18 protein-coding genes are annotated in these 25,777 nt (G+C 32.9%); 10 read left to right on the top strand and 8 right to left on the bottom strand.

The features are described from left to right. Nucleotides 1-176 precede the first annotated feature (176 nt). The 4 genes from gyrB (at nucleotide 177) to P0R33_RS05335 (ending at nucleotide 7,073) form a co-directional block, all read left to right on the top strand. Complete coding sequence (gene gyrB / locus P0R33_RS05350; protein ID WP_276174530.1) at nucleotides 177-2,117, top strand: DNA topoisomerase (ATP-hydrolyzing) subunit B; 1,941 nt, start codon at nucleotides 177-179, stop codon at nucleotides 2,115-2,117. A gap of 111 nt (nucleotides 2,118-2,228) precedes the next feature. After that, nucleotides 2,229-3,164, top strand: coding sequence for a malate dehydrogenase (gene mdh, locus P0R33_RS05345; protein WP_276174529.1), 936 nt, complete (start codon nucleotides 2,229-2,231; stop codon nucleotides 3,162-3,164). Nucleotides 3,165-3,389: 225 nt separating this feature from the next. Continuing rightward, nucleotides 3,390-6,380: a protein translocase subunit SecDF gene (gene secDF, locus P0R33_RS05340; protein WP_276174528.1), complete on the top strand. Its 2,991-nt coding sequence runs from the start codon at nucleotides 3,390-3,392 to the stop codon at nucleotides 6,378-6,380. Nucleotides 6,381-6,464: 84 nt separating this feature from the next. Continuing rightward, nucleotides 6,465-7,073 (top strand): acyloxyacyl hydrolase, encoded by a 609-nt coding sequence (locus tag P0R33_RS05335; RefSeq protein ID WP_276174527.1) that lies wholly within the window; start codon nucleotides 6,465-6,467, stop codon nucleotides 7,071-7,073. A 55-nt stretch (nucleotides 7,074-7,128) separates the two neighbouring features. Here P0R33_RS05335 and lgt read toward each other — a convergent pair whose 3' ends face one another. The 5 genes from lgt to P0R33_RS05310 all read right to left on the bottom strand — a co-directional run bounded on the left by lgt (nucleotide 7,129) and on the right by P0R33_RS05310 (nucleotide 12,115). Next, on the bottom strand, nucleotides 7,129-8,061 hold the full coding sequence (gene lgt / locus P0R33_RS05330; protein WP_276174526.1) for a prolipoprotein diacylglyceryl transferase: 933 nt from the start codon (nucleotides 8,059-8,061) through the stop codon (nucleotides 7,129-7,131). 63 nt (nucleotides 8,062-8,124) lie between these two features. After that, the gene (gene yidD, locus P0R33_RS05325; protein WP_229352622.1) at nucleotides 8,125-8,373 is read right to left on the bottom strand and encodes a membrane protein insertion efficiency factor YidD; all 249 of its coding nucleotides are present in this window, start codon (nucleotides 8,371-8,373) and stop codon (nucleotides 8,125-8,127) included. Between the two features lie 104 nt (nucleotides 8,374-8,477). Continuing rightward, the gene (gene cysS / locus P0R33_RS05320; protein ID WP_276174525.1) at nucleotides 8,478-9,959 is read right to left on the bottom strand and encodes a cysteine--tRNA ligase; all 1,482 of its coding nucleotides are present in this window, start codon (nucleotides 9,957-9,959) and stop codon (nucleotides 8,478-8,480) included. An 85-nt stretch (nucleotides 9,960-10,044) separates the two neighbouring features. Beyond that, a complete protein-coding gene (folE, locus tag P0R33_RS05315; protein ID WP_095929803.1) occupies nucleotides 10,045-10,716 on the bottom strand; it encodes a GTP cyclohydrolase I FolE in 672 nt (223 codons plus the stop codon). A 202-nt stretch (nucleotides 10,717-10,918) separates the two neighbouring features. Further along, nucleotides 10,919-12,115: a pyridoxal phosphate-dependent aminotransferase gene (locus P0R33_RS05310; protein ID WP_276174523.1), complete on the bottom strand. Its 1,197-nt coding sequence runs from the start codon at nucleotides 12,113-12,115 to the stop codon at nucleotides 10,919-10,921. A gap of 123 nt (nucleotides 12,116-12,238) precedes the next feature. Here P0R33_RS05310 and P0R33_RS05305 point away from each other — a divergent pair, with 123 nt between their 5' ends. The 5 genes from P0R33_RS05305 (at nucleotide 12,239) to P0R33_RS05285 (ending at nucleotide 19,962) form a co-directional block, all read left to right on the top strand. Then, complete coding sequence (locus P0R33_RS05305) at nucleotides 12,239-13,561, top strand: PDZ domain-containing protein (protein WP_276174522.1); 1,323 nt, start codon at nucleotides 12,239-12,241, stop codon at nucleotides 13,559-13,561. Nucleotides 13,562-13,684: 123 nt separating this feature from the next. Then, nucleotides 13,685-16,318: a gliding motility-associated C-terminal domain-containing protein gene (locus tag P0R33_RS05300; RefSeq protein ID WP_276174521.1), complete on the top strand. Its 2,634-nt coding sequence runs from the start codon at nucleotides 13,685-13,687 to the stop codon at nucleotides 16,316-16,318. A 31-nt stretch (nucleotides 16,319-16,349) separates the two neighbouring features. Continuing rightward, the gene (locus P0R33_RS05295) at nucleotides 16,350-17,276 is read left to right on the top strand and encodes a type IX secretion system membrane protein PorP/SprF (protein WP_276174520.1); all 927 of its coding nucleotides are present in this window, start codon (nucleotides 16,350-16,352) and stop codon (nucleotides 17,274-17,276) included. A gap of 10 nt (nucleotides 17,277-17,286) precedes the next feature. Continuing rightward, the gene (locus tag P0R33_RS05290; protein ID WP_276174519.1) at nucleotides 17,287-19,416 is read left to right on the top strand and encodes an OmpA family protein; all 2,130 of its coding nucleotides are present in this window, start codon (nucleotides 17,287-17,289) and stop codon (nucleotides 19,414-19,416) included. A gap of 63 nt (nucleotides 19,417-19,479) precedes the next feature. Further along, nucleotides 19,480-19,962 carry a hypothetical protein gene (locus tag P0R33_RS05285; protein WP_276174518.1) on the top strand — a complete coding sequence of 161 codons (483 nt, stop codon included), beginning with the start codon at nucleotides 19,480-19,482 and terminating at the stop codon, nucleotides 19,960-19,962. 333 nt (nucleotides 19,963-20,295) lie between these two features. Here P0R33_RS05285 and P0R33_RS05280 read toward each other — a convergent pair whose 3' ends face one another. Further along, nucleotides 20,296-20,676 (bottom strand): DUF1573 domain-containing protein, encoded by a 381-nt coding sequence (locus tag P0R33_RS05280; protein WP_276174517.1) that lies wholly within the window; start codon nucleotides 20,674-20,676, stop codon nucleotides 20,296-20,298. A 288-nt stretch (nucleotides 20,677-20,964) separates the two neighbouring features. Between P0R33_RS05280 and P0R33_RS05275 the strand changes: the two genes are divergently transcribed. Next, nucleotides 20,965-23,598 carry a valine--tRNA ligase gene (locus tag P0R33_RS05275; protein WP_276174516.1) on the top strand — a complete coding sequence of 878 codons (2,634 nt, stop codon included), beginning with the start codon at nucleotides 20,965-20,967 and terminating at the stop codon, nucleotides 23,596-23,598. Nucleotides 23,599-23,688: 90 nt separating this feature from the next. Here P0R33_RS05275 and P0R33_RS05270 read toward each other — a convergent pair whose 3' ends face one another. Beyond that, nucleotides 23,689-24,315, bottom strand: a complete 627-nt coding sequence (locus P0R33_RS05270; protein ID WP_276174515.1) for a hypothetical protein — start codon at nucleotides 24,313-24,315, stop codon at nucleotides 23,689-23,691. Between the two features lie 70 nt (nucleotides 24,316-24,385). Beyond that, nucleotides 24,386-25,702, bottom strand: coding sequence for an APC family permease (locus P0R33_RS05265; RefSeq protein ID WP_276174514.1), 1,317 nt, complete (start codon nucleotides 25,700-25,702; stop codon nucleotides 24,386-24,388). Between the last annotated feature and the right edge of the window lie 75 nt (nucleotides 25,703-25,777).

Below are 25,777 nucleotides of genomic sequence, written 5' to 3'. Positions count from 1 at the left end.
TGAGAAAATTAGAATTTAAATTCATTTTTAGTTTTATTTTTTGGTTTTATTTTTTGGTTTTTCAGACAATTCTGTTAATAACTTAAGTGCTTTATGTCGTATTTTACTGGATATATAGCTTGCGTTTTTATATATTTGCCTGTTAGACAATAATTACATTTTTTAGAATAAATTATATGAGCGAAGAAATCAAGAAGAACAATTATTCAGCAGATAGTATTCAGGCATTAGAAGGGATGGAGCACGTAAGAATGCGTCCATCGATGTATATTGGTGATGTAGGGGTTCGAGGACTACACCATCTGGTTTACGAGGTTGTTGATAACTCTATTGATGAGGCGATGGGAGGACATTGTGATACGATTAGTGTTGCAATAAACGAAGACGGTTCGGTTACAGTTGAAGATAACGGTCGTGGTATTCCAGTTGATTTACATAAAAAAGAAGGAGTTTCTGCACTTGAGGTTGTAATGACTAAAATTGGTGCCGGAGGTAAATTTGATAAAGACTCTTATAAAGTTTCTGGAGGACTTCACGGTGTTGGGGTTTCTGTAGTAAATGCACTTTCGGTTCACATGAAGTCTACTGTTTTTAGAGAAGGAAAAATCTATGAACAAGAATACGAAAGAGGAAAATCATTATATCCGGTTAAACAAATTGGAGAAACAGAAAAAAGAGGTACTCGTCAGACTTTTTATCCTGATGATACTATTTTTACTCAAACTACTGAGTTTTCATACGATACGCTTTCAGCTCGTATGCGTGAGCTTTCTTTCTTAAATAAAGGAATCACAATCACGTTTACAGATAAGAGAGAAGTAGATGAAAAAGGCGAATTTAGAAGTGAAGTATTCCACTCTGATGAAGGTCTTAAAGAATATATTCGTTATTTAGACGGTAACCGTGAGCCAATTGTTTCTCATGTTATCAGCATGGATAATGATAAAGGTGAAATTCCGGTGGAGGTTGCCTTGATTTATAATACAAGCTATACGGAGAATATTTTTTCTTACGTAAATAATATTAATACTCACGAAGGAGGAACGCATTTACAAGGTTTTAGAAGTGGTTTAACAAGAACACTTAAAAAATATGCTGATGCTTCAGGGTTATTAGATAAATTAAAATTCGAAATTGCTGGAGATGACTTCCGTGAAGGATTAACTGCTATTATTTCGGTAAAAGTTTCTGAACCGCAATTCGAAGGACAAACAAAAACCAAACTTGGAAACAGAGAAGTAGTTTCTCCAGTTTCTCAAGCAGTTGGAGAAATGTTAGAGAATTATTTGGAAGAAAACCCAAATGATGCAAAATTGATTATCCAAAAAGTAATCTTAGCGGCTCAAGCACGTCACGCAGCGAAAAAAGCTCGTGAAATGGTACAGCGTAAAACCGTTATGGGCGGTGGAGGATTACCAGGAAAATTATCTGATTGTTCTGAGCAAGATCCTGCAAGATGTGAGGTTTACCTAGTCGAGGGAGATTCGGCTGGTGGAACAGCAAAACAAGGACGTGATCGTAATTTTCAAGCGATTCTGCCATTACGTGGTAAGATTTTGAATGTTGAAAAAGCGATGCATCATAAAGTATTCGAAAACGAAGAGATCCGTAATATTTTTACTGCTTTAGGAGTAACAGTAGGAACTGCAGAAGATAGTAAAGCACTTAACTTGGAAAAACTAAGATATCATAAGGTAATCATCATGTGTGATGCCGATGTCGATGGTAGTCACATTTCTACCTTAATATTAACGTTCTTCTTCCGTTTCATGAAAGAACTAATTGAGGAAGGTCACGTGTATATTGCTGCACCGCCTTTATACTTAGTTAAAAAAGGAAACAAAAAAGAATATGCTTGGAATGATGTTCAACGTGATCAAGCAAACGAAAGAATGGGTGGAAGTGCTAATATTCAACGTTATAAAGGTCTTGGAGAGATGAATGCGGAGCAATTATGGGAAACTACAATGGATCCAAACTTCAGAACTTTACGTCAGGTAAATATTGATAGTTTAGCAGAAGCAGATCAGGTTTTCTCTATGTTAATGGGTGATGAAGTACCGCCACGTAGAGAGTTTATTGAGAAAAATGCAGTTTATGCAAATATTGACGCATAAAATGAAAAATTAATAATTTCAATTCGTTTAATTGTTTAAATTTACTAGACAATTAAGCGAATTGTCTTTTTAAGGAATAGACAAGAATTAATAACCGATAAAGTAAAAAATATGAAAGTTACCATTGTAGGAGCAGGAAATGTTGGAGCTACATGTGCAGATGTTATTTCTTATAGAGGAATTGCAAGCGAAGTAGTATTGTTGGATATTAAAGAAGGTTTTGCCGAAGGTAAAGCGTTAGATATTACACAATGTGCTACAAATACAGGTTTTAATACTAAAGTATCTGGCGTTACCAATGATTATTCTAAAACTGCTGGAAGTGATGTTGTTGTAATAACATCGGGTATTCCAAGAAAACCAGGAATGACAAGAGAAGAATTAATAGGTATAAATGCAGGAATTGTAAAAGGAGTTGCAGAAAACGTTTTAAAATATTCTCCTAATACAATAATTGTTGTAGTTTCCAATCCGATGGATACGATGACATATTTGGCTTTAAAAGCTACTGGTTTGCCAAAAAACAGAATAATAGGTATGGGAGGAGCTCTAGATAGTTCGCGTTTTAGAACCTATCTTTCTCTTGCTTTAGATAAACCTGCAAATGATATTTCGGCAATGGTAATTGGTGGTCATGGTGATACGACTATGATTCCGTTAACACGTCTAGCATCTTATAATGGAATTCCAGTTTCTCAATTTCTTTCAGAAGAGGTATTGCAGAAAGTAGCTGCTGATACTATGGTAGGTGGAGCAACGCTTACAGGGTTGCTTGGAACTTCTGCTTGGTATGCGCCAGGAGCCTCTGTGGCTTATTTAGTAGACAGTATTTTGAATGATCAGAAAAAAATGATTGCATGTTCTGTTTTTGTAGAAGGAGAATATGGTCAAAATGATATATGTATTGGAGTGCCTTGTATAATAGGTAGAAATGGTGTTGAAGAAATTGTAGACATTAAATTAAATGATCAGGAAAAAGCGTTATTTGCGAAAAGTGCAGATGCAGTTCGTAGTATGAATGATGCTTTAAAAACGATTTTAGTATAATAAAAACGGCAAAAAAGAGAAAAGGCTGCACTTTTGCAGCTTTTTTTTTGAGATTAATTAATAAATAAATTGGTTAATATTTTCGTTAATTATATATTTGCTCGGTTTAAAAAAGAATTGGTAATTCGTGATCTCGTATTTTTGTTTTAAAAAATCATGTCAGGGCTTATTTTATGGGACTTTAAAACAAAAACAAAAATAAAACATAATTAATTTTTAGTAATAATGCAGAATAAAGGACTTATTAAATTTTTCGCAATTCTATTTGCATTGGTAAGTATTTACCAACTATCATTCACTTTTGTGGCAAATGGCGTCAAAAGTGAAGCTAAAGCTTTTGCAGGAGACAATCCTGATAAAGAGCTGAAATATTTAGATTCTATTGGTAAAGAAAAAGTATTAAATCTTGATTTTACTGATTTCACTTACAACGAAGTGAAAAACAAACAGCTTAATAAAGGGCTTGACTTAGAAGGAGGAATCAACGTTATTCTTCAAATTTCTATTAAAGACGTATTAAAAGGTTTGGCTAATAATTCTAAAAATCCAGTTTTTAATAAATCATTAGCTGATGCATCTGCAAATTTAGAAGGAAACAAAACGTATTTAAATAAGTTTTTTGAAGCTTTTGAAGCAAATTCAAAAGGTTCTGTAAAATTGGCTTCGCCAGATATTTTTGCTAACAGAAGTCTTCAAGGAGATGGTGGAGTAGACTTTCAAATGTCTGATGCACAAGTTCAAAAAGTTATCAAAAGAAAAGTTGATGAGTCTGTAGAAAGTGCTTTTAAAGTATTAAGAGAGCGTATCGACAAATTTGGTGTTACACAACCAAATATCCAAAAATTAGGAGAGACAGGAAGAATCTTAGTAGAGCTTCCAGGTGCTAAGGATGTGGATAGAATTAAAAAATTATTAGGTGGAAAAGCGCAATTAGAGTTCTGGGAAACCTATAAAATGGAAGAAATTGGAAATTTCTTAGTTGCTGCTAACGAAGCTTTAAAGAAAACTGAAGTTTCTAAAGTAGAAACAAAAACTGTTGCTAAAGATTCATTGAATGCTTTATTAACAGATGCTAAAGATTCTGCTGATGTTAAAAAAGGAAATAATCCTTTATTTGATAAAATCGTAGGTAATGGTGGCGGACCAGTTTTGGGTTACTTTGCTACAAAAGATACTGCTGCGATTAATGGTTATTTAAAAAGACCAGACATTAGAGTTTTATTAGCTGCTGATCAGCATTATGCTAAATTTGTTTGGAGTAAACCAACTACTATTAAAGATCAAAAAGCAAAAGATTTAGCAACAGCAAAAGATTTAGAAGTTGTTGAATTATATGCTTTAAAAGGGAATAGAGACAATAACCCAGCAATGAGCGGTGGTGTTGTTACTGATGCAAAAGATACTTTTGACCAAATGGGTAAACCTGCTGTTTCTATGCAAATGAACAGCCAAGGTGCTAAAGTTTGGGAAGAACTTACAGGTAGAGCATTTGCTCAAAAAAGTTATATTGCTATTGTTTTAGATGATATCGTATATTCTGCTCCTGGTGTAACAAGTGGTCCTATCGCTGGAGGAAGATCTGAAATTACAGGTTCATTTGATGTTGCTGAAACTAAAGATTTAGCTAACGTATTAAATGCAGGTAAATTACCAGCTTCTGCAGATATTATCCAGTCAACGGTTGTTGGTCCATCTTTAGGACAAGCGGCTATTGATGCAGGTACAATTTCTTCTGTATTAGGGTTCTTATTAGTTTGTGTTTGGATGGTATTCTATTATGGTAAAGCTGGTTGGTATGCAAACCTTGCTTTATTATTAAATTTACTATTCTTATTCGGAATTATGGCAAGTTTTGGTTTTGTATTAACATTGCCAGGTATTGCAGGTATCGTATTGACATTAGGTACTGCGGTAGATGCGAACATTATTATCTACGAAAGAGCAAAAGAAGAATTGCGTGAAGGTAAGTCACTTTCAGAGGCTGTTGCAGCTTCTTACGGATGGCATGGAGCAATGCGTTCTATTATTGATGCTAACGTTACTCACGTATTAACTGGAGCTATCTTGTTTATTTTCGGAACAGGACCAATCAAAGGTTTCGCATTAACATTATTAATTGGTATCGTAACTTCATTGTTTACTTCTATCTTTATTGCTAGAATTTTTATTGACAGAAATATCGCTGGAAAAGCAGATTTGACTTTCTCAACAAATATTACTAAAAACTGGTTTACAAACTTCCACTTTGATTTCATTAAAGTGAAAAAATTCACTTATATCTTCTCTTCTATTGTAACAGTAGTAAGTTTAGTTTCTATCTTCTTCGTTAACGGATTAGATGAAGGTGTTGATTTTGTTGGAGGTAGAACTTTCCAAGTTAAATTCGAAAAAGCTGTAGATGCTACTGCGGTTTCTGATGAATTATCTGCTGCTTTCGGTACTCCAGTTGAAGCTAAAATTTTAGGAGATGATGATCAATTGAAAATCACTACTAAATATAAAATTAAAGAAGATGGTGTTGCTATCGATGAGGAAGTAAACCAAAAATTATACGCTGCATTACAGAAATATTTCCCAAATACTACTTACGATAAATTTATCAACTCATTTGATGGTAAAAAAGTAGGTGTATTACAAGCTTCTAAAGTTGGTGCTTCTATCTCTGAAGATATTAAAACTAACTCATACTGGGCAGTTCTTGGTGCAATGGCAGTTATTTTCTTATACTTAATGGTATCTTTCCGTAAATGGCAATATTCATTAGGTGCGATTGCAGCTGTTGCTCACGACGTAATCTTCGTATTAGGAGTTTATTCATTATGCTACAAATTCATGCCTTTCCACATGGAAATGGATCAGCACTTTATCGCAGCGATCTTAACTGTAATTGGTTATTCTATGAATGATACTGTAATTGTATTTGACAGGGTAAGAGAATTTATCATCGGAAACCGTAAAGGTAGTTTCGAAGATATCGTAAATGCTTCTATTAATACAACATTATCAAGAACATTGAATACTTCATTAATGATGATTATCGTATTATTAACGATGTTTATTTTCGGTGGAGAGTCAATTAGAGGATTTATCTTCGCGATGTTAATCGGTATTATTGTAGGTACTTACTCTTCATTATTTATCGCAACTCCAGTATTGGTAGATACGATTTCGAATGATGAGAAACATACAATCGAAGACAAACACAACAAAGCATAATTTAAAACTTTGTTTTAATATAGAAAGATCCAGTGAAAACTGGATCTTTTTTTTATGTTTGTGTTAAAGTTATAAATGCTAATTATGATTAAAAGGATATTTTTCGTTATTACTTTTTTCTTTTCCATACTGCTGCTAAATGCGCAGAATAGTAATTTTAAAATTGGACTCAGTTATGGTTTTGGAAGTGAATTTAATAACAAAGATTATACTTTTACAAACCATTTTTATAAAACGCAATTGTATTATGGTTTTAAAGAATCTCGAAATTTTAAATATGAAGTTTTAATTCAGCCGGAAATCAATTTTGGAAAACATCAATTATTGAATCTTTACTTTGTAAAACCTGAGACGCCAAATTTTGAAGAAAAGAGAACTGAGTATATGAAATTAAAAGAGGTGCGGGAATATGTGTTGAATATTGGTTTTATTGTTAGAAAACCATTTGCAAAATCATATTCAATTTATCTTCTTGGAAGTGTTGGACCAATGATAACTGATACAGAAACAGAAAGGATGTCTAGTGGTTTTGCCTTTGCGGATGTTTTGGCTGTGGGTTTTACGGCTGATTATAATCAATTCAGATTTGATATTCGTCCAAGTTTAAGGCATGTTTCCAACGCTGGTTTAGGAAGCACAAACGCTGGGTATAATACGAAGAATATAGAATTTGGAGTATCTTATCAATTATAAAAAGAAAATGCCCGATATCTCAGATATTGGGCATTTTTTATTGTGTAATTATTTTTTAAGATTCTGCAAGCGGATTTCTTTGCGCTCTAATGATGAAGAAAAGTCCGATTATAATAAAAGGAATGCTTAACCATTGTCCTGTAGAGAAATAACCTAATGTGTCTTCTAATCCTCCTTGTTTTGATTTAACAAATTCTACAATAAAACGAACAACAAATAGAAGTACTAAAAACATTCCAAATAATAGTCCAGTTTTAAGTCTCGCATTTGTTTTCCAATACAAAAAGTATAAAATTGCAAATACAAAAATGTAGCAAAAAGCTTCGTATAGTTGAGTTGGATGTTTTACAGGTACTTCTGCTAATAAATTAGCAAATTTTGGATCTGTTACAACTGCATTGTAAGCTTCTTTAGGATCGGTAATTCCTGTTTTGCCTACGATTTGATATTTATCAAATTTGTCGTGTAAAAAACGAATTCCAAAAGAAGATGTAGTTTCGTTTCCAACAATTTCTGAGTTCATAAAATTACCAATACGCACAAAAATAGCGCCACTTGCCACTGGAATTACAACTCGATCTAATATCCATAACATAGGACGTTTTAAGATTTTTTTGCTGTAATAATACATAGCAACTATAATGGCAATTGCAGCTCCGTGACTTGCTAAACCTTGAAATCCTGTAAAGTGAAATTCTGGTTCAAATTTAACAGGCAGAATAATTTCTAATAAATGGTCTTTAAAATAATCCCAATCGTAAAAGAAAACGTGTCCTAAACGTGCTCCAATCAAAGTAGCAAGAACTGTCCAAACAAATAAAGAATCTAACTTTTCAAGTGATTCATTTTCTCTCTCGAAAATCTTTTTCATTAAGAACCATCCTAATCCAAAGGCAATTACAAACATTAAGCTGTAATAGCGAATCATAAAAAATCCTAGATCGATTCCTTCAGAAGGATTCCATATTAAATTTAGGGCATGTGTCATATAGTATTTTTTTATAGAAATGTAAAGATAAAAGTTTAATGTAAAGTATCAATTTGCAAACAGTTAATGTTTGTGATTGCATTTTTTTTCTGGAACTGGATCGTAGCCAGTTCTGCCCCAAGGATGACAGCTTAAAATACGTTTTATTCCTAAAAAACCTCCATAGAATAAACCGTGAATTTGTAATGCCTGGATCATATAGCTGGAACAGGTTGGTTCAAATCTGCAAGTTGCTGGGGTAAACGGAGAGATTGCCGTTTGATAAAAACGAACCAATAGCACAAAAGGATATATTAGAATTTTAGATAACATATTTTTTTAGTGTTCAGTCTTCAATTATTTAGTATTCAGTATTTTGTATTGTGTTTAAGCCAAAGTTTAAATCCGAATACTAAAAAAATGAATATTGAATACTTTTATTGTATGCTAAATGAAGTTCCTTCTTTGCCGTCTTTTAATTGTATTCCCAAGGCAATCAATTGATCGCGAATTTGATCAGAAAGAGCAAAATTTTTGTCTGCTCTTGCTTGGTTTCGCATGCCTATAAGCATATTTACAACACCTTCAAGTTTATCATTGTCACCATCTGCATTCTTGTCATCACTAAGACCTAAGACATTGAAAACAAATGCATTTACTGCTGTTTGAAAACTCTTTAAATCTTCTTCTGAAATTGTTTCTTTTCCATCTTTTAATAGATTGATAAAGCGAACAGCTTCAAATAGTTGAGCAATTAAGATTGGCGTGTTGAAATCGTCATTCATAGCATCATAACAAAGCTGTTTCCATGCGCCAAAATCAATTGAACTGGTTTTTCCGGCAACGATATTAGGTAATGCTTCAACAGCTTCCATTAATCTTTTGTATCCTTTTTCGGCTGCAACAATTGCATCATCAGAAAAGTCTAAAATACTTCTGTAGTGCGCTTGCAACATGAAAAAGCGAGTTACAGAGGCAGAAAAAGGTTTGCTTAATATGTTGTTATCTCCACTTAGAATTTCGCCTGGTAGAATATTGTTTCCAGTTGATTTTGCCATTTTTTTTCCGTTTAAGGTAAGCATATTGGCGTGCATCCAATAGTTTACTGGAGATTGTCCTGTGCAGGCTTCATTTTGAGCGATTTCACATTCATGGTGTGGGAACTTTAAATCCATTCCACCTCCGTGAATATCAAAATGATTTCCAAGATATTTAGTGCTCATTGCAGTACATTCAAGGTGCCAACCTGGGAAACCATCGCTCCAAGGCGAAGGCCATCTCATAATGTGTTCTGGTTCGGCTTTTTTCCAAAGTGCAAAATCCTGCGGATTTCTTTTGTCAGACTGTCCATCAAGATCACGTGTATTGGCTAGCATATCTTCGATATTTCTACCGCTTAAGATACCGTAATTGTTCGTTTCGTTATATTTGACAACATCAAAATATACAGAACCGTTGGCTTCATATCCAATTCCGGTTGCTATAATTTTTTTGATGATTTCGATTTGCTCGATAATATGTCCAGTTGCAGTTGGCTCAATGCTTGGCGGCAAAAAGTTGAATGCTTTTAGAATATCATGAAAATCTACCGTGTAGCGCTGTACAACCTCCATTGGTTCTAACTGCTCTAAACGTGCTTTTTTTGCAATTTTATCTTCGCCTTCATCAACATCATCTACGATATGTCCAACGTCAGTAATGTTTCGAACGTAACGAACTTTATAATCTAAATGAAGAAAATATCTGAAAATTACGTCAAAAGACATAAAAGTTCTCACATTTCCTAAGTGAACATTACTATATACTGTAGGTCCACAAACATACATTCCAACGTTTCCTTCATGGATTGGTTTGAAATCTTCTTTTTCACCAGATAGTGAATTGTATATTTTTAGTGGCTGACTGCTATATAAAGGCATAGTATTTTTGTTTAATCGTTTAATCGTTTATTTGTTAATTGTTTTTGAATAAGCAATTTAACAAATAAACGATTAACCAAAATATTTAGAATTGAGTGTCTAATTTAATGTAATCCAAGAATTCTCGTTTAGTTTGAGGATCTTTGAATTTTCCACCGAATTCAGACGTTACAGTACTGCTTTCGATATCTTTAATTCCGCGAGAGTTTACACAAAGGTGTTTTGCATCGATAACGCAAGCAACATCTTCTGTTCCTAAAGCTTTTTGAAGTTCCTGAACAATCTGCATAGTTAAACGCTCTTGAACCTGAGGTCTTTTTGCGTAGTATTCTACAATTCTGTTCATTTTTGATAAACCGATCACACGTCCGCTTGAGATATAAGCCACGTGAGCACGTCCTATAATTGGCAATAAATGGTGTTCGCAAGTAGAATAAACCGTAATGTTTTTCTCTACAAGCATTTCGCCATATTTGTAATTATTATCAAAAGTAGAAGCTTTTGGCTGTTTTGCTGGGTTGAGACCGCCAAAAATTTCTTTTACAAACATTTTTGCAACTCGGTTTGGAGTACCTTTAATGCTGTCGTCTGTTAAATCCATTCCAAGAGTTTGTAGAATGCTTTCAACATCTTTTTTAATTTTTTCTATTTTTTCTTCGTCAGTAATGTCAAAAGCATCTTCTCTTAAAGGGTTCTTTGCGTTACTGCTGAAATGATTATCTCCTATTTCGTCTAAAAATTCTTCGTTGTTTATCATTAAAAACTACTATTAGTATATGTATTCCTTTTTAAGGCGGTAAAGATAATTAATAAATAGGAAACCTTTTCTATGCTTTTTAGGATTTAATTGCTCCTTTTTGAAGATAATTTAATTTCGAGATTAAATATTCGTATTTGAAAACAAAAAAAGCAATAACGAAAGTGTTATTGCCTTTTTAATATTTGATTTAATCGATTGATTATCTGTTGTTATAAACCAATAAAGCTTCTTTTAAAATGTTTACGGCTGTAATCAAATCTTTTTTGTTCAATACATAAGCAATACGGACCTGATTCAATCCCATTCCTGGAGTTGAATAAAAACCTTTTGCTGGTGCAATCATTACAGTTTCACCATTTAAATCATAACTTTCTAAAAGCCATTGCGCAAAATCATCAGAGTTTTCTATTGGCAATTCTGCAATGCAATAAAAAGCTCCTTTTGGTTTTGTAACAATAACTCCATCAATTTTATTTAGTTCAGTAATCAAAGTATCGCGACGCTCTTTATATTCTGAAATTACTTCGTCAAAATAACTTTGCGGAGTGTCTATTGCAGCTTCGCAAGCAATCTGCTCAATTGTTGGCGGACTCAAACGAGCCTGAGCAAATTTCATTACTGTTGCTAAAACTTCTTTATTTTTAGTTACTAAACAACCAATTCTTGCACCGCACATACTGTAACGTTTTGAAACAGAATCAACCATAATAACATTTTGCTGTACATCTTCTAAATTCATTACAGAAAAATGTACGTCATTTCCATCGTACAGAAATTCGCGGTACACTTCATCAGCAATTAAGTATAAGTCATGTTTTTTAATTAAACTTGCTAATTGCTTAATTTCTGCTTCAGAATATAAATACCCAGTCGGATTTCCAGGGTTGCAAATCAGAATGGCTTTTGTTTTAGGTGTAATTAATTTTTCTACTTCTTCAATACTTGGCAAAGCAAAAGCAGTTTCAATTGTAGAAACAAGTGGCACTACAGTTGCACTTGTTGAAGATGCAAATGCGTGATAGTTAGCATAGAAAGGCTCTGGAATAATGATTTCATCTCCAGGATCTGTAATTGTGGCCAGCGCAAAAAGTAAGGCTTCAGAACCACCAGTTGTAACAATGATGTCTTCTGTGTTAACGTTTACGTTTTGACGCTGGTAAAAATGAGCTAATTTTTTTCTATAGCTTTCATATCCGGCAGACGGACTGTATTCTATAAGAGTTAAATCAATATTTTTTACCGCCTCGATGGCCACTTCGGGTGTCTTGATATCCGGTTGACCAATGTTTAAGTGATACACTTTATGTCCTTTTTTCTTTGCTAAATCTGCAAAAGGAGCCAGCTTGCGTATCGGAGATTCAGGCATGTTTTTGCCTTTGTGTGAAATTGTTGGCATGAGTACAAATTATTGAAGTGCAAATTTGCATTTTTTTTTCGAATTTAACGTAAACAATATGGGTACTTGCAAAAATGTAACAATAATAAATATATTTACTAATTTTATAATAAAAAATTGTCAATGAAAAAATATATAGTATTGTTTTTTGGGGTATTCTTACCTTTTGCGCTTTTTGGACAAGGCGATTTTTTGATGGAGAACAATGCGACAAAGGCCACAATTCCTTTTAAACTAATTAATAATCTGATTTTTATTCCGATAAAAGTAAACGGAGTAGAACTTAATTTTCTGTTAGATTCTGGTGTTGAGGAAACAATTCTCTTTAGTATGGAGGAGAAGCAGGAAGTAAGTTTTAATAATGTGGAAAAAATCAAACTTCGCGGTTTAGGAAGTGAAGAGGAAATAGAAGGTTTAAAATCGACTAAAAATGTTTTAGAAACTCATGGTCTAAAGTCAAACGACCATATGGTTTATATTATTTTGGATCAAAGCTTCAATTTGTCTTCTCATATCGGAATTCCTGTAAATGGAATTATCGGACATAAATTTTTTAGAAATAATTTGGTAGAAATCAATTACCAGAAAAAGAGAATTGTTGTTCATTCTAAAAATACTAAGTTTCAAGAAAAACTGGATAAAAAATTTAAATTAATCCCAATTACTATCGAAAGATCCAAACCTTATATAGTAACCACGGCTACAGTTAATAATGAAAAGATTGAAGCAAAATTGTTAATTGATATTGGTAATAGTGATGCTTTCTGGATTTTTGAAAATGATAAGATTAAGTTGCCAGATAAAAATTTTCCTGATTTTTTAGGAAAAGGCTTTAGCGGTGATATTGAAGGACATCGTGCCAAAATAGATCAGTTTTCGATTGATGAATTTGATTTTAAAAAGCCAATTGTTTCTTTTCCAGATTCACTTTCTATACGTAATGTAAAGATGGTTCCGGGCCGTATTGGTTCGATGGGAGGAGAAATACTGAAAAGATTTACTGTCGTTTTAGATTATAAGGATAAAAAACTCTATTTAAAGAAGAATTCAAAATTTGGGGAACCTTTTACTTATAACAAAAGCGGTATTTCTGTTCAACATAACGGATTGCAATGGGTACAAGAAACGGTACATATGGAAACTGTTAGAGTTGCTAATACATTAGAAGAGTTTCAGGGAGATAAAAACAATAATAATTTTAAATATAAGTTTGCTTTAAAACCCGTTTACGAAATCGTAAATGTGCGTAAAAATTCGGCTGCCGAAAAATGCGGATTACGTAAAGGTGATATTATTGTGAGTATTAATAAAATTCAACCCTATAGATATAGTTTACAGCAAATAAATAATCTTTTGAAATCAGAAGAAGATATTTGGGTTAATATGGAGGTTGAAAGAAATAGTGTAGTCTTAAAATTTAAGTTTAAGCTTGAGGATGAGCTTTAAATAGATTTATAATATATCTACAATTATAATTACTTTATTGATGATATATTTTTTGTGAAAAAATGTTTGTTAAAATCGTGACTATCTTTAGATATTTTAGTATGTTTAACGAAAATTTAATCTATGGCAAAAAACTACATTAATTTATTGACATTTGTAATACTTTTCATTTTTTTAAACTTTTTTTCTTCAAAAATTAATGCTCAATGCGCAGGTACTGATGGACAAAAAATAATTTGTGATATTGAGAATCCAGCTAATGAGTCATTGTCATTATTTTCATTATTGGGAGGTTCTCCAGTTCCAGGAGGAACTTGGTCTGATGACAACAATTTAAAAGGTCTAGATCCTGCTACAGGAATTTTGCGTCCTCAACTTATTACTAAGGGAGGTGTTTATCATTATACCTATACAGCTCCAAATACTGCGGGATGTACAAATAATAAAGCTGTCGTAACCATTACTATAGGTGCATTTCAAGGTGTTGGATCTCAGGCAACTGTTTGTAATGACAGCAATTATTTTAATCTCTTTACAGCATTTGATAGTAATTCGATGGGACCGCATTCAAATGGGCAATGGACAAATAGCGAAGGGAAAGTTGTGCCACAATCTATTTATATAGGTGATATAGATAAAAAAACTACACTTCAATTTACATATACGGTACCACCTGTATTAGAATGCTCGCCAGCATCAAAATCTACAACAGTCTTAGTAACTGTTTTAAGAGCTCCTAAGCCTGGTAATGCTAGCCATTTACTTTTGTGCGGAACTACTGATTTAGCTGGATATACTAATTTGGATTTGAATGATCGACTTACTGGACAAGATAGCGGAGGAACCTGGTCTGGTCCCGGTATTACATCAAGTTCCGATCACAATGTCAATCTGCAAGAATTGTTCGATAATTCCGGTCCAGGATCATATACTTTTAAATACACAGTTTTAGCAGTTCCAGACAATTATATTTGTAGCAACAAGGATACTGATGTAGTAGTGGTGCTAGAAAAAAGAATTGATTTTACAGGTTCTAAAATTGTGGTTACCAAGGATATTTGCGAAACGGAGATTTCTACAGCAACATACTATGCAACTATTACGCAAGGACCTGATGGGATTCCTGTTGGCGAGTATGATGTGACTTATACTGTTGCGGGATCAATTTCAGGAACTGAAAATGTAAGAGGTATTTTTTCAAATGGAGAATTTTCATTTCCTATAAATTCTGCTTATTTTCAACAGGTAGGAAAATCTACTATAACTGTAACTAGAATTGTAGCAACTTCTGGTTGGAATACATGTACAAATATCTTTAGTCCATTTTCAACAGTTTTAAATATTTCTCCCTTACCAAGATTAAACGGAGCAACACTTACATCAACTCCAACTTGTCAGAATAAAGCGGGATTGATGCAGTTGGATGCACCTCAATTACTTGACGGAGATTATCGCATTACCTATAATATAAATGGAGACAATGTAGCCACTGGACAAACTGCAATTATAAAAGCAGTAGGAGGGAAAGCAACTTTTGAAGTTCCTGGAAATTTGAATGTAAAGAGTGGCTTATCAGTGATTATAATTTTGAATATTGTAAACATTACTAACCCAACTCCGCAATGTGGTAGCCCTGCAAATTTAGGTGGAAATTTAACCATTAACCCACTTCCAAATGCTACAACTGTTAGTGTTGCTGTTAATAATTATTGTTTAAATGATCCCGTTTCTGTTGCTATTTCAGGATTAGGAAATTTAACAAATGCTAAAATTTCGTATCAGCTATCAGATAGTAATGTTTCTGCTGTCCAAACTATTACGCAAGCAGTAACAAACGGGAGATTAGATTTTGTCATTCCAGCAGCTTTGCTTCAGAATTTTGGCAGCACTAAGATTACCTTACTAAATGTAACTAATACTGTCACAACCTGCGATGTTGATTTGACTAATATAGCAGATGATTTTGTTCTATATCCACTTCCAGTTCCGCCAAACGTAACCGATCAGCAATTCTGTAAAGTAGATGAGGCAGCAATCGCTAATTTAGAACCAAGAGGAGCGCAATATAAATGGTATAACTCTCCAACGGCAACAACACCGCTAGCATCTACTTTACTTTTACAATCAGGTAATTATTATGTAAAGGAAACTTCTGCAACTGGCTGTATCTCTGAAGCATCGATGGTTACTGTTACAATAACTGATACACCAGTTCCAGTTTTAAATTCAGACGGACAGAATTTCTGCGGTTTAAAAAATCCAACTATTGCAGATTTATCAAATAATACCAATGTGCCATCAACAGTAGTTTGGTATGATGCTCCAAATGATGGGAATTTATTATCGGCTTCAACTCGTTTAACGGAACAAGGCAGATATTACGGATTTAATTTTCCAGATACAGGATGTTTTTCTTCAGGATATATTGAAGTTACTGTTACGTTAACATCTTGTGATAATGTACCAAACGACTTTTTTGTGCCCGATGGTTTTTCTCCAAACGGAGATGGTACAAACGATACATTTGTAATCAAGGATATTGAATTTTTATACCCAGACTATACTCTAGAAATTTATAACAGATATGGAAACGGAATGTATAAAGGAGATAAAAATAAACCAGCTTGGGATGGAAAAAATTATGAAAAGAGTGGCATAGCAGGCGGAATAGCGCCCAATGGAGTTTATTTTTATGTGCTTCATTTCAATAAAGATAACAAACCGCCGAAACAAGGCCGTCTTTATTTAAATCGATAAATCTCTTTTATATTTTTAATATAATTTCCAAATGAAAAAAATACTACTCTTTATAAATTTCCTTTTCTATTTGTCTGTTTCTGCACAGCAAGATCCAGAATACACGCATTATATGTATAATATGAGTGTTGTAAATCCTGCGTATGCAACTGGAGTTCCAGCAATGATGAATTTCGGTGGACTCTATAGAACACAATGGGTTGGAGCTTATGGTGCACCAAAAACATTTACATTTTTTGGACACACTGCGATTACAGATAAAATAGAAGCTGGAATTTCGTTTGTCTCAGATGATATTGGTGACGGAGCTAAAAAAGAAAATAACGTTTATGCAGATTTTGCATATGTTTTAAAATTAAGCAACAAAGATAAACTATCATTAGGTTTGAAAGCTGGATTTTCGTCTATGCAAAGCAATTTTAATGGATTTCGTTTTACAGACCCTCAAACCGATTATGCTTTTTCGGAAAATATAAACGCTACAAAACCTAATATTGGAGTTGGAGCCTATTATTTTAGAGATAATCTTTATGTTGGACTATCTGTTCCGAATCTTTTAAAATCAAAATATATTGAAGAAAAATCTGGAGTCAATGCTTTTGGTTCTGAAGAAATACATACATTTTTAACGGCAGGTTATGTTTTTCAGCTCAACGATATGTTGAAACTGAAACCTGCATTTATGTCCAAATTTGTCAAAGGCTCGCCAATCACTTTAGATGTTACAGCAAATGTTCTGTATAATGAAAAATTTGAATTTGGCGCGGCATATAGAATTGACGATTCTGTAAGTGCATTGTTTAATATCAATGTAACGCCAACTCTAAGAGTAGGTTATGCTTACGATTACACACTTACCAATTTCGGGCAGTTTAATTCGGGAACACACGAAATTATGCTGTTATTCGATTTAGACTTGTTAGGAAAAGGATTTGATAAATCACCAAGATTCTTCTAAGATGAAAAATATGAAAAAACTACTCGTTATTATATTCGTATTTTCAATACAGTTTATAAACGCTCAAGATCAAGAATTGATTAGAGCAAAGAAATTTTTTGATAGAACATATTATACTGAAGCTATTGTTTTATATCAAAAATTAGCAGACGAAAGACCTTCGCAAGAGGTAATTAAAAATTTGGCAGATTCTTATTTTTATACAAATGATTTGGTTAAAGCACAACGCTATTACAGATTATTGGTAAAGAATTACAATAAAGATTTAAAAAGAGAATACTATTTTAGATACGCTCAGACTTTAAAAGCAACAAATAGTATTGAAGACGCAAATAATAATTTAAAAGAATATTATGCGTTATCTGGAAATCCTGATGATGTTGTAAATTTTGAAAAAAACTTAAAAACATTAGAAAATGTTTCAGCAATAGGAAAACGTTTTGAAATTAAAAATCTTGCCATAAATACACCAAATTCAGAATTTGGAGCGGTAAAATACAACGATAATTTAGTCTTCGCAGGTGTAAAATTAAAACCCGGATTATTGGATAAAAAGTTCAAATGGGACAATGAAACCTATTTGAATTTAGTTTCAATTCCATTAAAAAATATAAATTCAGCAGATTCTATCGTTCATTATTTTGCAAAAGAATTGAAAACTGGAATGCACGAATCGAATGCTATTTTTACAAAAGATGGCAAAACAATTTATTTTACCAGAAATAATTCTAAAAACGGAAGGAAAAAGAAAGACGAAAGGAAAATTTCAAATCTTCAAATCTTTAAAGCAGAATTGGTAAATGGAAAATGGACTAATATTACGTCACTTCCTTTCAATAGTCCGAATTATTCTGTCGAACATCCTGCGTTAAGCGCAGACGAAAAAGTATTGTATTTCGCTTCGGATATGCCAGGTTCTCTAGGATCTTTTGATATTTATTCGGTTAATATCAATAAAGGTGCGTTTGATACTCCAAAGAATTTAGGTCCAAATGTAAATACAGATAAAAGAGAGCAGTTTCCTTTCGTTTCAGCGGATAATAAACTTTATTTTTCATCAGACGGACATTTAGGCTACGGATCTTTAGACGTTTTTGTTTCTGAAATTAAAGGTTCAGAATATGGAGAAGCCGTAAATATCGGTTTGCCTTTAAATTCAAATTTAGACGATTTTGCTTTTAACATTGATTCAAATACTAAAGAAGGATATTTTGCTTCGAATAGAGAAGGAGGAAAAGGCAACGATGATATTTATCAATTTAAAGAAATAAAAGACTTAATTGTTGAAGATTGCAAACAGTTTATTGCTGGAATTATTACCGATGTTGATACCAAATTGGCTTTAGAAAATGCAACTGTAATTTTGCAAGATTCAGAAAATAAAACTTTGAATACAATTACAACTTTAGCTGACGGAAAGTTCAGTTTTACAGTTGCTTGCGAAGCTTCGTATAAAGTTTCTGCTTTTAAAGAAAATTATACTAATGCTTCTACAATTCTGACTTTAGATAAAACCAGAGATAAAAATAATGACGCTTCATTAGCTTTAAAATCTTTAGAAGCGATTAAACAGGAAGAAAAGTTAATTGCTGAAAATAAGAGAAAGCAGGAAATTATTATAGAAGAAAATAATAAGAAGAAAGAAGCACTTGCAGCAATCGAGCTTAAAGAACAAGAGAAGAAAGCCAAAGAAGCAGCAATTGTAGCTGCTGAAATAAAAAAGAAAGAAAAAGTACAAGAGATTTTGGCGCAGGAAAAGGATGTTGTTAAAGATAAAGACAGACTAATCATTAAAACAGATCCGATTTATTTTGACTACAATATGTGGTACATTCGTAAAGAATCGAAAGTGGTTTTGGGAAGAGTTGTTGAATTAATGAAAAAATATCCAGGAATGGTAATTGAAATTGGTTCGCATACGGATTCTCGAGGAAATGCAAAATTCAATGAAGATTTATCTCAAAAAAGAGCCAATTCGACAAGAGAATTTATTATCCAATCAGGAATCGATGCAAAAAGAGTTTCTGCAAAAGGATATGGAGAATCTGTGCCAATTATAAAATGTAAAACAGATGAAGCTTGTTCTGAAGAAGATCATGAATTGAACAGAAGATCTGAATTTGTAATTAAAAATTTATAAAACAATAGTAAGAAAGAAAAACCTTTTTTATAAATTTATAGTATAACTGCGAAATAAAAAAATATGAAAAATCTTGCCTTATCTTGTTTGCTTTTGTCTGTTATTGGATTACAAAGCTGTAAAAATGAAGAAAAACAAAAAGCTGCTGAAGCCGCTAAAGCCGATGGCGAAAAAGTTGTAAGTACCGAATGTTATAAAGCAATTTATGAAAAGGATACTATAGATTTGAAATTAAATACTTTAAAAAACGGAAAATTAGCTGGAGATATGATTATGAAAGTTGCGCCTTCAACTGTAAGAACAGGAGAAGTCGCGGGTGAATTTCATGGTGATACCTTATTTGTAGATTATACTTTTAAGGATAATGTGAATAAAGATAAAACCTTCAAAAATCCGATGGCCCTTTTAAAACGCAATAATCAGCTTATTTTAGGAAATGGAACTATGCAGACTACAATGGGAGTAACTTATTTAGTAAAAGACAAACCAATTGATTTTGAAACAGTAAAATATAAATTTGATTCTGCTGAATGTGCTGCAAAGTAAATTAAAGAAGAAAATTTGAGAGACAAGATGTTTCTCGGTAAAGAGAAAATAGGCTGTCTCAAAAGGACAGCTTTTTTGTTGGATATAAATATATTTATAAAGAAGATATGTCTGAAAAACCCCAGCGGGGTGAAATATTTATAGAATCGTAATGGGACAAATGAAAAAAGCTCCAGAGGAGCGACATGTTTTTTCTACAGTTTTAATATATTTCGCTCCTCCGGAGCTTTATGCTGTAAACATTTTTTGCTATAAATATTTCGCTTCTCCGAAGCTCACAAAAAAAGGCTGTCACTAATGACAACCTTTATGTTATTTTTAGATATAAAAACCTTATTGAACTTCACCTTTAATTTTTAAGGCAACACGTCCGTCAGGATAATTTACTGCATTTGATTCAACAGTAATGGTTTTACGGATAGGACCAGCAACCATATTATATTTTACGTCGATTTTTCCTTTTTTGCCCGGCTGAATTGCTGCCGCTGGTTTTGTAACGATTATAGAACTTACAGTAGATTCTGCACCTGTAATTAATAAAGGAGCATCTCCAGTGTTTGTAAATTCAAAGGAACGAAGTCCGTTGTCACCTTTAGAAATCTTTCCATAATCAATTGTATTGTCTGGGGCTGCAAATTCAATTTTTGGGCCGTTTTGTGCATAACCTATTGCACTAAACAATAAGACTGCAATAAAAGAGGCTGCATTTTTCATATGAAATTAGTTTTTAATTGTAAGTAAATATACATTCTTTTAATTAACACACAAATTAATAATTCGCTTTTTATAGTCTACTTAATTATTTACTTTTGCTCTCAGTAATAATTACAAAAATTGAACCAATTTTTTGTTTAACTGTTTAATCGTTTATTTGTTTAATCGTTGAGATTGAATTATAAATGATGTTAGCAAGATAGAAAAACAATCATAATAATTCAATTTTACATTATAGTAATCAAAACCAATTAACGGTTAAACAAATAAACGATTAAACATAAATAGATGACAATTCCAGCACAATTTGACGCTAAAGCGATTGAGAACAAATGGTATGATTACTGGATGAAAAACAATTATTTTCATTCAGAACCAGATCATAGAACACCTTATACAATTGTAATCCCGCCGCCGAACGTCACTGGAGTCCTTCATATGGGACATATGTTGAATAATACGATTCAGGATGTTTTAATTCGTAGAGCACGTCTAAAAGGATTTAATGCTTGTTGGGTTCCTGGAACAGATCATGCTTCTATTGCAACTGAGGCAAAAGTTGTAGCAAAATTAAAAGCAGAAGGAATCAATAAAAATGATTTAACTCGTGAAGAATTCCTAAAACACGCTTGGGAATGGACAGATAAATACGGTGGAACAATCCTAGAACAGCTTAAAAAATTAGGTGCTTCTTGCGATTGGGAACGCACCAAATTTACAATGGATCCAGATATGTCGGCATCTGTAATTAAATCGTTTGTAGATTTATACAACAAAGGATTAATCTACAGAGGATACCGTATGGTAAACTGGGATCCAGAAGCAAAAACGACTCTTTCTGATGAAGAGGTAATTTACGAAGAACAACAAGGAAAATTATTTTTCTTAAAATATAAAATAGAAGGTTCAGAAGATTTCTTGACTATCGCAACGACACGTCCAGAAACTATTTTTGGAGATACTGCAATCTGTATTAATCCAAACGATGAGCGTTTTACACATTTAAAAGGTAAAAAAGCGATTGTTCCAATTTGCGGAAGAGTAATTCCAATTATCGAAGACGAATATGTAGATGTTGAATTCGGAACAGGATGTTTGAAAGTAACGCCTGCGCACGATATGAACGATAAAACGTTAGGAGAAAAACACAATCTTGAAATCGTTGATATTTTTAATGAAGATGCAACTTTAAATAGTTTCGGATTACATTATCAAGGAAAAGACCGTTTCGTAGTTCGTAAAGAAATTGAAAAAGAATTACAGGAAATCGGTGCTTTAGCAAAAACAGAAACGCACTTAAATAAAGTTGGAACTTCTGAAAGAACCAAAGCGGTAATCGAACCAAGATTATCTGACCAATGGTTCTTAAAAATGGAAGATTTGGTAAAACCAGCAATTAAATCAGTTTTAGAAACGGGAGATATTAAATTACATCCAAAACGTTTCGAGAACACTTATGCGCATTGGCTAAACAACATTCGTGACTGGAACATTTCTCGTCAATTATGGTGGGGACAACAAATTCCAGCATATTATTACGGAGACGGAAAAGAAGATTTCGTAGTTGCTGAAAACATAGAAGATGCATTAGTTTTAGCAAAAGAAAGAACCAACAACCAACAACTAACAACCGACAACCTTAAACAGGATGTTGACGCATTAGATACATGGTTTTCATCTTGGTTATGGCCAATGTCTGTTTTTGGCGGAATTATGGATCCAGAAAGTCCAGATTTCAAATATTATTATCCAACAAATGACTTGGTAACAGGTCCAGATATTTTATTTTTCTGGGTTGCGAGAATGATCATTGCAGGTTACGAATATGCTGGCGAAAAACCATTTACAAATGTATATTTGACTGGTTTAGTTCGTGATAAACAACGCCGTAAAATGTCTAAATCATTAGGGAACTCTCCTGATCCTTTAGATTTAATTGATGCTTTTGGAGCTGATGGAGTTCGTGTAGGATTGCTTTTAAGCGCCTCTGCAGGAAACGATATTATGTTTGATGAAGAATTGTGCAATCAAGGAAAAGCGTTTTCAAACAAAATCTGGAATGCTTTCAAATTGATCAAAGGTTGGGAAGTTTCAGAAACGATCGCACAACCAGAATCATCAAAAGTGGCAATCGAATGGTATGAAGCAAAATTGCAGCAGACTTTAGTTGATATTGAAGATAATTTTGAGAAATACAGAATTTCAGATTCATTAATGGCGATTTATAAATTGGTTTGGGATGATTTCTGTTCTTGGTTCTTAGAAATGATTAAACCAGCATATCAACAGCCAATTGACAGCGTAACTTTCGCGAAAGCGATCGAAATGTTAGAAAGCAACTTGAAGTTACTTCATCCTTTTATGCCTTTCTTGACAGAGGAAATTTGGCAATTAATTGCTGAAAGAACTCCAGAAGAAGCTTTAATTGTTTCGACTTGGCCAGAATTAAAACCTTTCGATGCTAAATTAATTGCTGATTTTGAAAACTCAATTGAAGTAATTTCTGGAATTAGAACCATCAGAAAAGATAAAAATATTCCGTTTAAAGATGCAATTGAATTAAAAGGAATCAACAGCGAAAATGTTTCAACCTATTTTGATTCAATCATAACGAAATTAGGAAACGTTTCGGCTTTCGAATATGTTTCTGAGAAAGTAGATGGCGCATTGTCTTTCCGTGTAAAATCAAATGAATATTTCATTCCGATTACAGGAAACATTGATGTTGAAGCAGAAATTAAAAAACTGACAGAAGAATTGAATTACACAAAAGGATTCTTGAAATCGGTAGAAGCTAAACTTTCTAACGAGAAATTCGTAAATGGTGCTCCAGAGAAAGTTTTAAATATAGAAAAACAAAAACAAGCCGATGCTTTGGCAAAAATTGCTACAATCGAGCAGAGTTTGGCTGGTTTGAAGTAAGAGTCAGATTGATTTAAAATAGAAAAGCTGTCCACTTTGGACAGCTTTTTTTATCTTGTATCATTCCGAGGAACTTTGAATCACAAAATTTTAATTTTCGTAGAAATTATCTTTAATATAGAAAACAGTGTCTATAAATTGAAGTATGCCATTTTCTGTTAATACATTTTCGTCGTGAAGATCTTCAAGAATAATTCCTAAGTCAGGATTATAGTAATCATTGTTTTTGGTATTTAGAAAACCGTTTACAAGCATAAACTTCTTTACAACTTCTAAGTCTGTTGGTTCAGTTGCTTTTACGAAAGGCTGTTCGACAACTGCATATATGATATCTTCGTTTTTGAAAAAGCCTAATAAATTGTATGCTGTATCTGGGAAAAAGAAGTTATTTAATAATAAATTGTTGAAGTAATCTATCCAAGAATTGTAATAAATAGAATCATTAAGTTTGATTACATGTTTTCCGTCTTTTAAATAGACTTTTTGCTCTGCGCCTTCAGAAAGATAATCTTCAAGATTAATATCTAAAATCCAAAGACTATTTAATTCAATAAACCTTTCTAAGGTCTCTTTTTCTTGTTTTTTGAAATGCTTGAACCCTTCAGCCATTTTACTTGAGCTTTGGCTTCTTCTAAGGTAACCGGCTGCTGCTTGGATAATTGTTCCATGCTTAACTTTGCTCTTTCCTGAAATGATAAGTTGTAATTCATATTTCATATAATAAAATGTAAAAGTATTACATTTTATTTATAATATCAAATACTACTCCTTATTTGTAGTCTTTATACTATATTTTTTTCTTCCTCAAAACCAAAAACAAAGGATAAGAAATAATTGCAATTCCAACAATAATAATAAAACTTTTTGGATCGCTGTAAATAAATCCTGCAAGTAATGCAATAGAAAATATAATAGCAATTATGGTTGTCCACGGATACCAAAAAGAACGATAAGGCCTTGGTAAATCAGGTTCTGAATTTCTTAGTTTTAAAAGCGAATAATAAGCGAGCCCCCAAACAATAATCGAGATAAATGCGGCGAAAGAAAACAAGACTTCAAAAGATCCGATGCATATTAAAAACAAACTGAAAAAAGAAGAAACCAAAAGTGCTACAATTGGAGTTCCGCCTTTGTTTACTATTGTTCCTTTTTGAATAAAAAATCCGTCACGGCTTAATCCGTAAAGAATTCTTGGCGGAATCATCATAAAAGCATTCAAAATACTGATTAAAGAAAAAATCGAAATTACCGTTACGATTTTGGCACCGTTTTCACCAAAAAGAATTTTGGCAACATCGGCTGCAGCTAGATTTGACTTAGCCAAAGTTTCAATTGGCAATACATGAAAAAAAGCGGCATTCACTAAAATATAAATCGCAACAACAAGCAAAACGCCACTATAAAGAGATTTCGGAATATTTTTGCTAGGATCATCATTTTCTTCTGCAAAAAAGCAAGTGGCATTCCAACCATTGTAAGTGCCAATTATAAGCTGTAATGATTTAAAAAAGCCAAAGATTAAACCTATTTGAAAAATAGAATTGTCTGTTTGAATTTTAGGAATTTGGACTCCTGTATACATAAAACAGGCAATTACTAAAGCTACGAAACAAATTACTTTTAAGAAACTGGTAATTTGCTGTATTACGCTTCCGTTTTTTACGCCGCTTAAGTGCAGCAAAACAAAAGCTGTTAATAACGAAATAGCCATTGTTGTCGAATAATTGGCTAGAGATGGAAATAAAATAATAATATATTCACTAATTACGATGCAGTAAAATGCGGGCGGAATAGCATTGGTAATATAATCATACCAACCAGACAAAAAACCAGCATATTCTCCTAAAGCTCTTTTGATATAATTATAAGATCCACCAGCTTTTGGTAACATTGTAGCCAGTTCAGAATAAGAATTTGCGCCTAATAAAACATACAAACCTCCGAATAACCAACAGGCAAGAATAAGCCAGTAATTGTTTAACATTTCTGCAATTGTTCCGGGCGTTCTTAAAATTCCAACTCCGATTGTTCCTCCAATTAATACGGCAATATTAAAACTAAGACCTAAAGTTTTCTTTAATTGGTTTTTCTTGAAATCGGACATGTTTGGATTTAATTTTAGGAAATAATAATTGAAGCAAAAGTAGCATTAATTGCATTACAAATAGCTTTAAAATAA

Source organism: Flavobacterium sp. YJ01 (genome assembly GCF_029320955.1).
Taxonomy (GTDB): Bacteria; Bacteroidota; Bacteroidia; order Flavobacteriales; family Flavobacteriaceae; genus Flavobacterium.
The sequence above is the reverse complement of the archived record's forward strand: the minus strand, read 5'-3'. Positions and strand labels throughout refer to the sequence as shown.

Bases quoted from the DNA above. Each gene is read 5' to 3' on its own strand.
- gyrB (WP_276174530.1), top strand. From the start codon at position 177: ATGAGCGAAGAAATCAAGAAGAACAATTATTCAGCAGATAGTATTCAG.
- mdh (WP_276174529.1), top strand. From the start codon at position 2,229: ATGAAAGTTACCATTGTAGGAGCAGGAAATGTTGGAGCTACATGTGCA.
- secDF (WP_276174528.1), top strand. From the start codon at position 3,390: ATGCAGAATAAAGGACTTATTAAATTTTTCGCAATTCTATTTGCATTG.
- P0R33_RS05335 (WP_276174527.1), top strand. From the start codon at position 6,465: ATGATTAAAAGGATATTTTTCGTTATTACTTTTTTCTTTTCCATACTG.
- lgt (WP_276174526.1), bottom strand. From the start codon at position 8,061: ATGACACATGCCCTAAATTTAATATGGAATCCTTCTGAAGGAATCGAT.
- yidD (WP_229352622.1), bottom strand. From the start codon at position 8,373: ATGTTATCTAAAATTCTAATATATCCTTTTGTGCTATTGGTTCGTTTT.
- cysS (WP_276174525.1), bottom strand. From the start codon at position 9,959: ATGCCTTTATATAGCAGTCAGCCACTAAAAATATACAATTCACTATCT.
- folE (WP_095929803.1), bottom strand. From the start codon at position 10,716: ATGATAAACAACGAAGAATTTTTAGACGAAATAGGAGATAATCATTTC.
- P0R33_RS05310 (WP_276174523.1), bottom strand. From the start codon at position 12,115: ATGCCAACAATTTCACACAAAGGCAAAAACATGCCTGAATCTCCGATA.
- P0R33_RS05305 (WP_276174522.1), top strand. From the start codon at position 12,239: ATGAAAAAATATATAGTATTGTTTTTTGGGGTATTCTTACCTTTTGCG.
- P0R33_RS05300 (WP_276174521.1), top strand. From the start codon at position 13,685: ATGGCAAAAAACTACATTAATTTATTGACATTTGTAATACTTTTCATT.
- P0R33_RS05295 (WP_276174520.1), top strand. From the start codon at position 16,350: ATGAAAAAAATACTACTCTTTATAAATTTCCTTTTCTATTTGTCTGTT.
- P0R33_RS05290 (WP_276174519.1), top strand. From the start codon at position 17,287: ATGAAAAAACTACTCGTTATTATATTCGTATTTTCAATACAGTTTATA.
- P0R33_RS05285 (WP_276174518.1), top strand. From the start codon at position 19,480: ATGAAAAATCTTGCCTTATCTTGTTTGCTTTTGTCTGTTATTGGATTA.
- P0R33_RS05280 (WP_276174517.1), bottom strand. From the start codon at position 20,676: ATGAAAAATGCAGCCTCTTTTATTGCAGTCTTATTGTTTAGTGCAATA.
- P0R33_RS05275 (WP_276174516.1), top strand. From the start codon at position 20,965: ATGACAATTCCAGCACAATTTGACGCTAAAGCGATTGAGAACAAATGG.
- P0R33_RS05270 (WP_276174515.1), bottom strand. From the start codon at position 24,315: ATGAAATATGAATTACAACTTATCATTTCAGGAAAGAGCAAAGTTAAG.
- P0R33_RS05265 (WP_276174514.1), bottom strand. From the start codon at position 25,702: ATGTCCGATTTCAAGAAAAACCAATTAAAGAAAACTTTAGGTCTTAGT.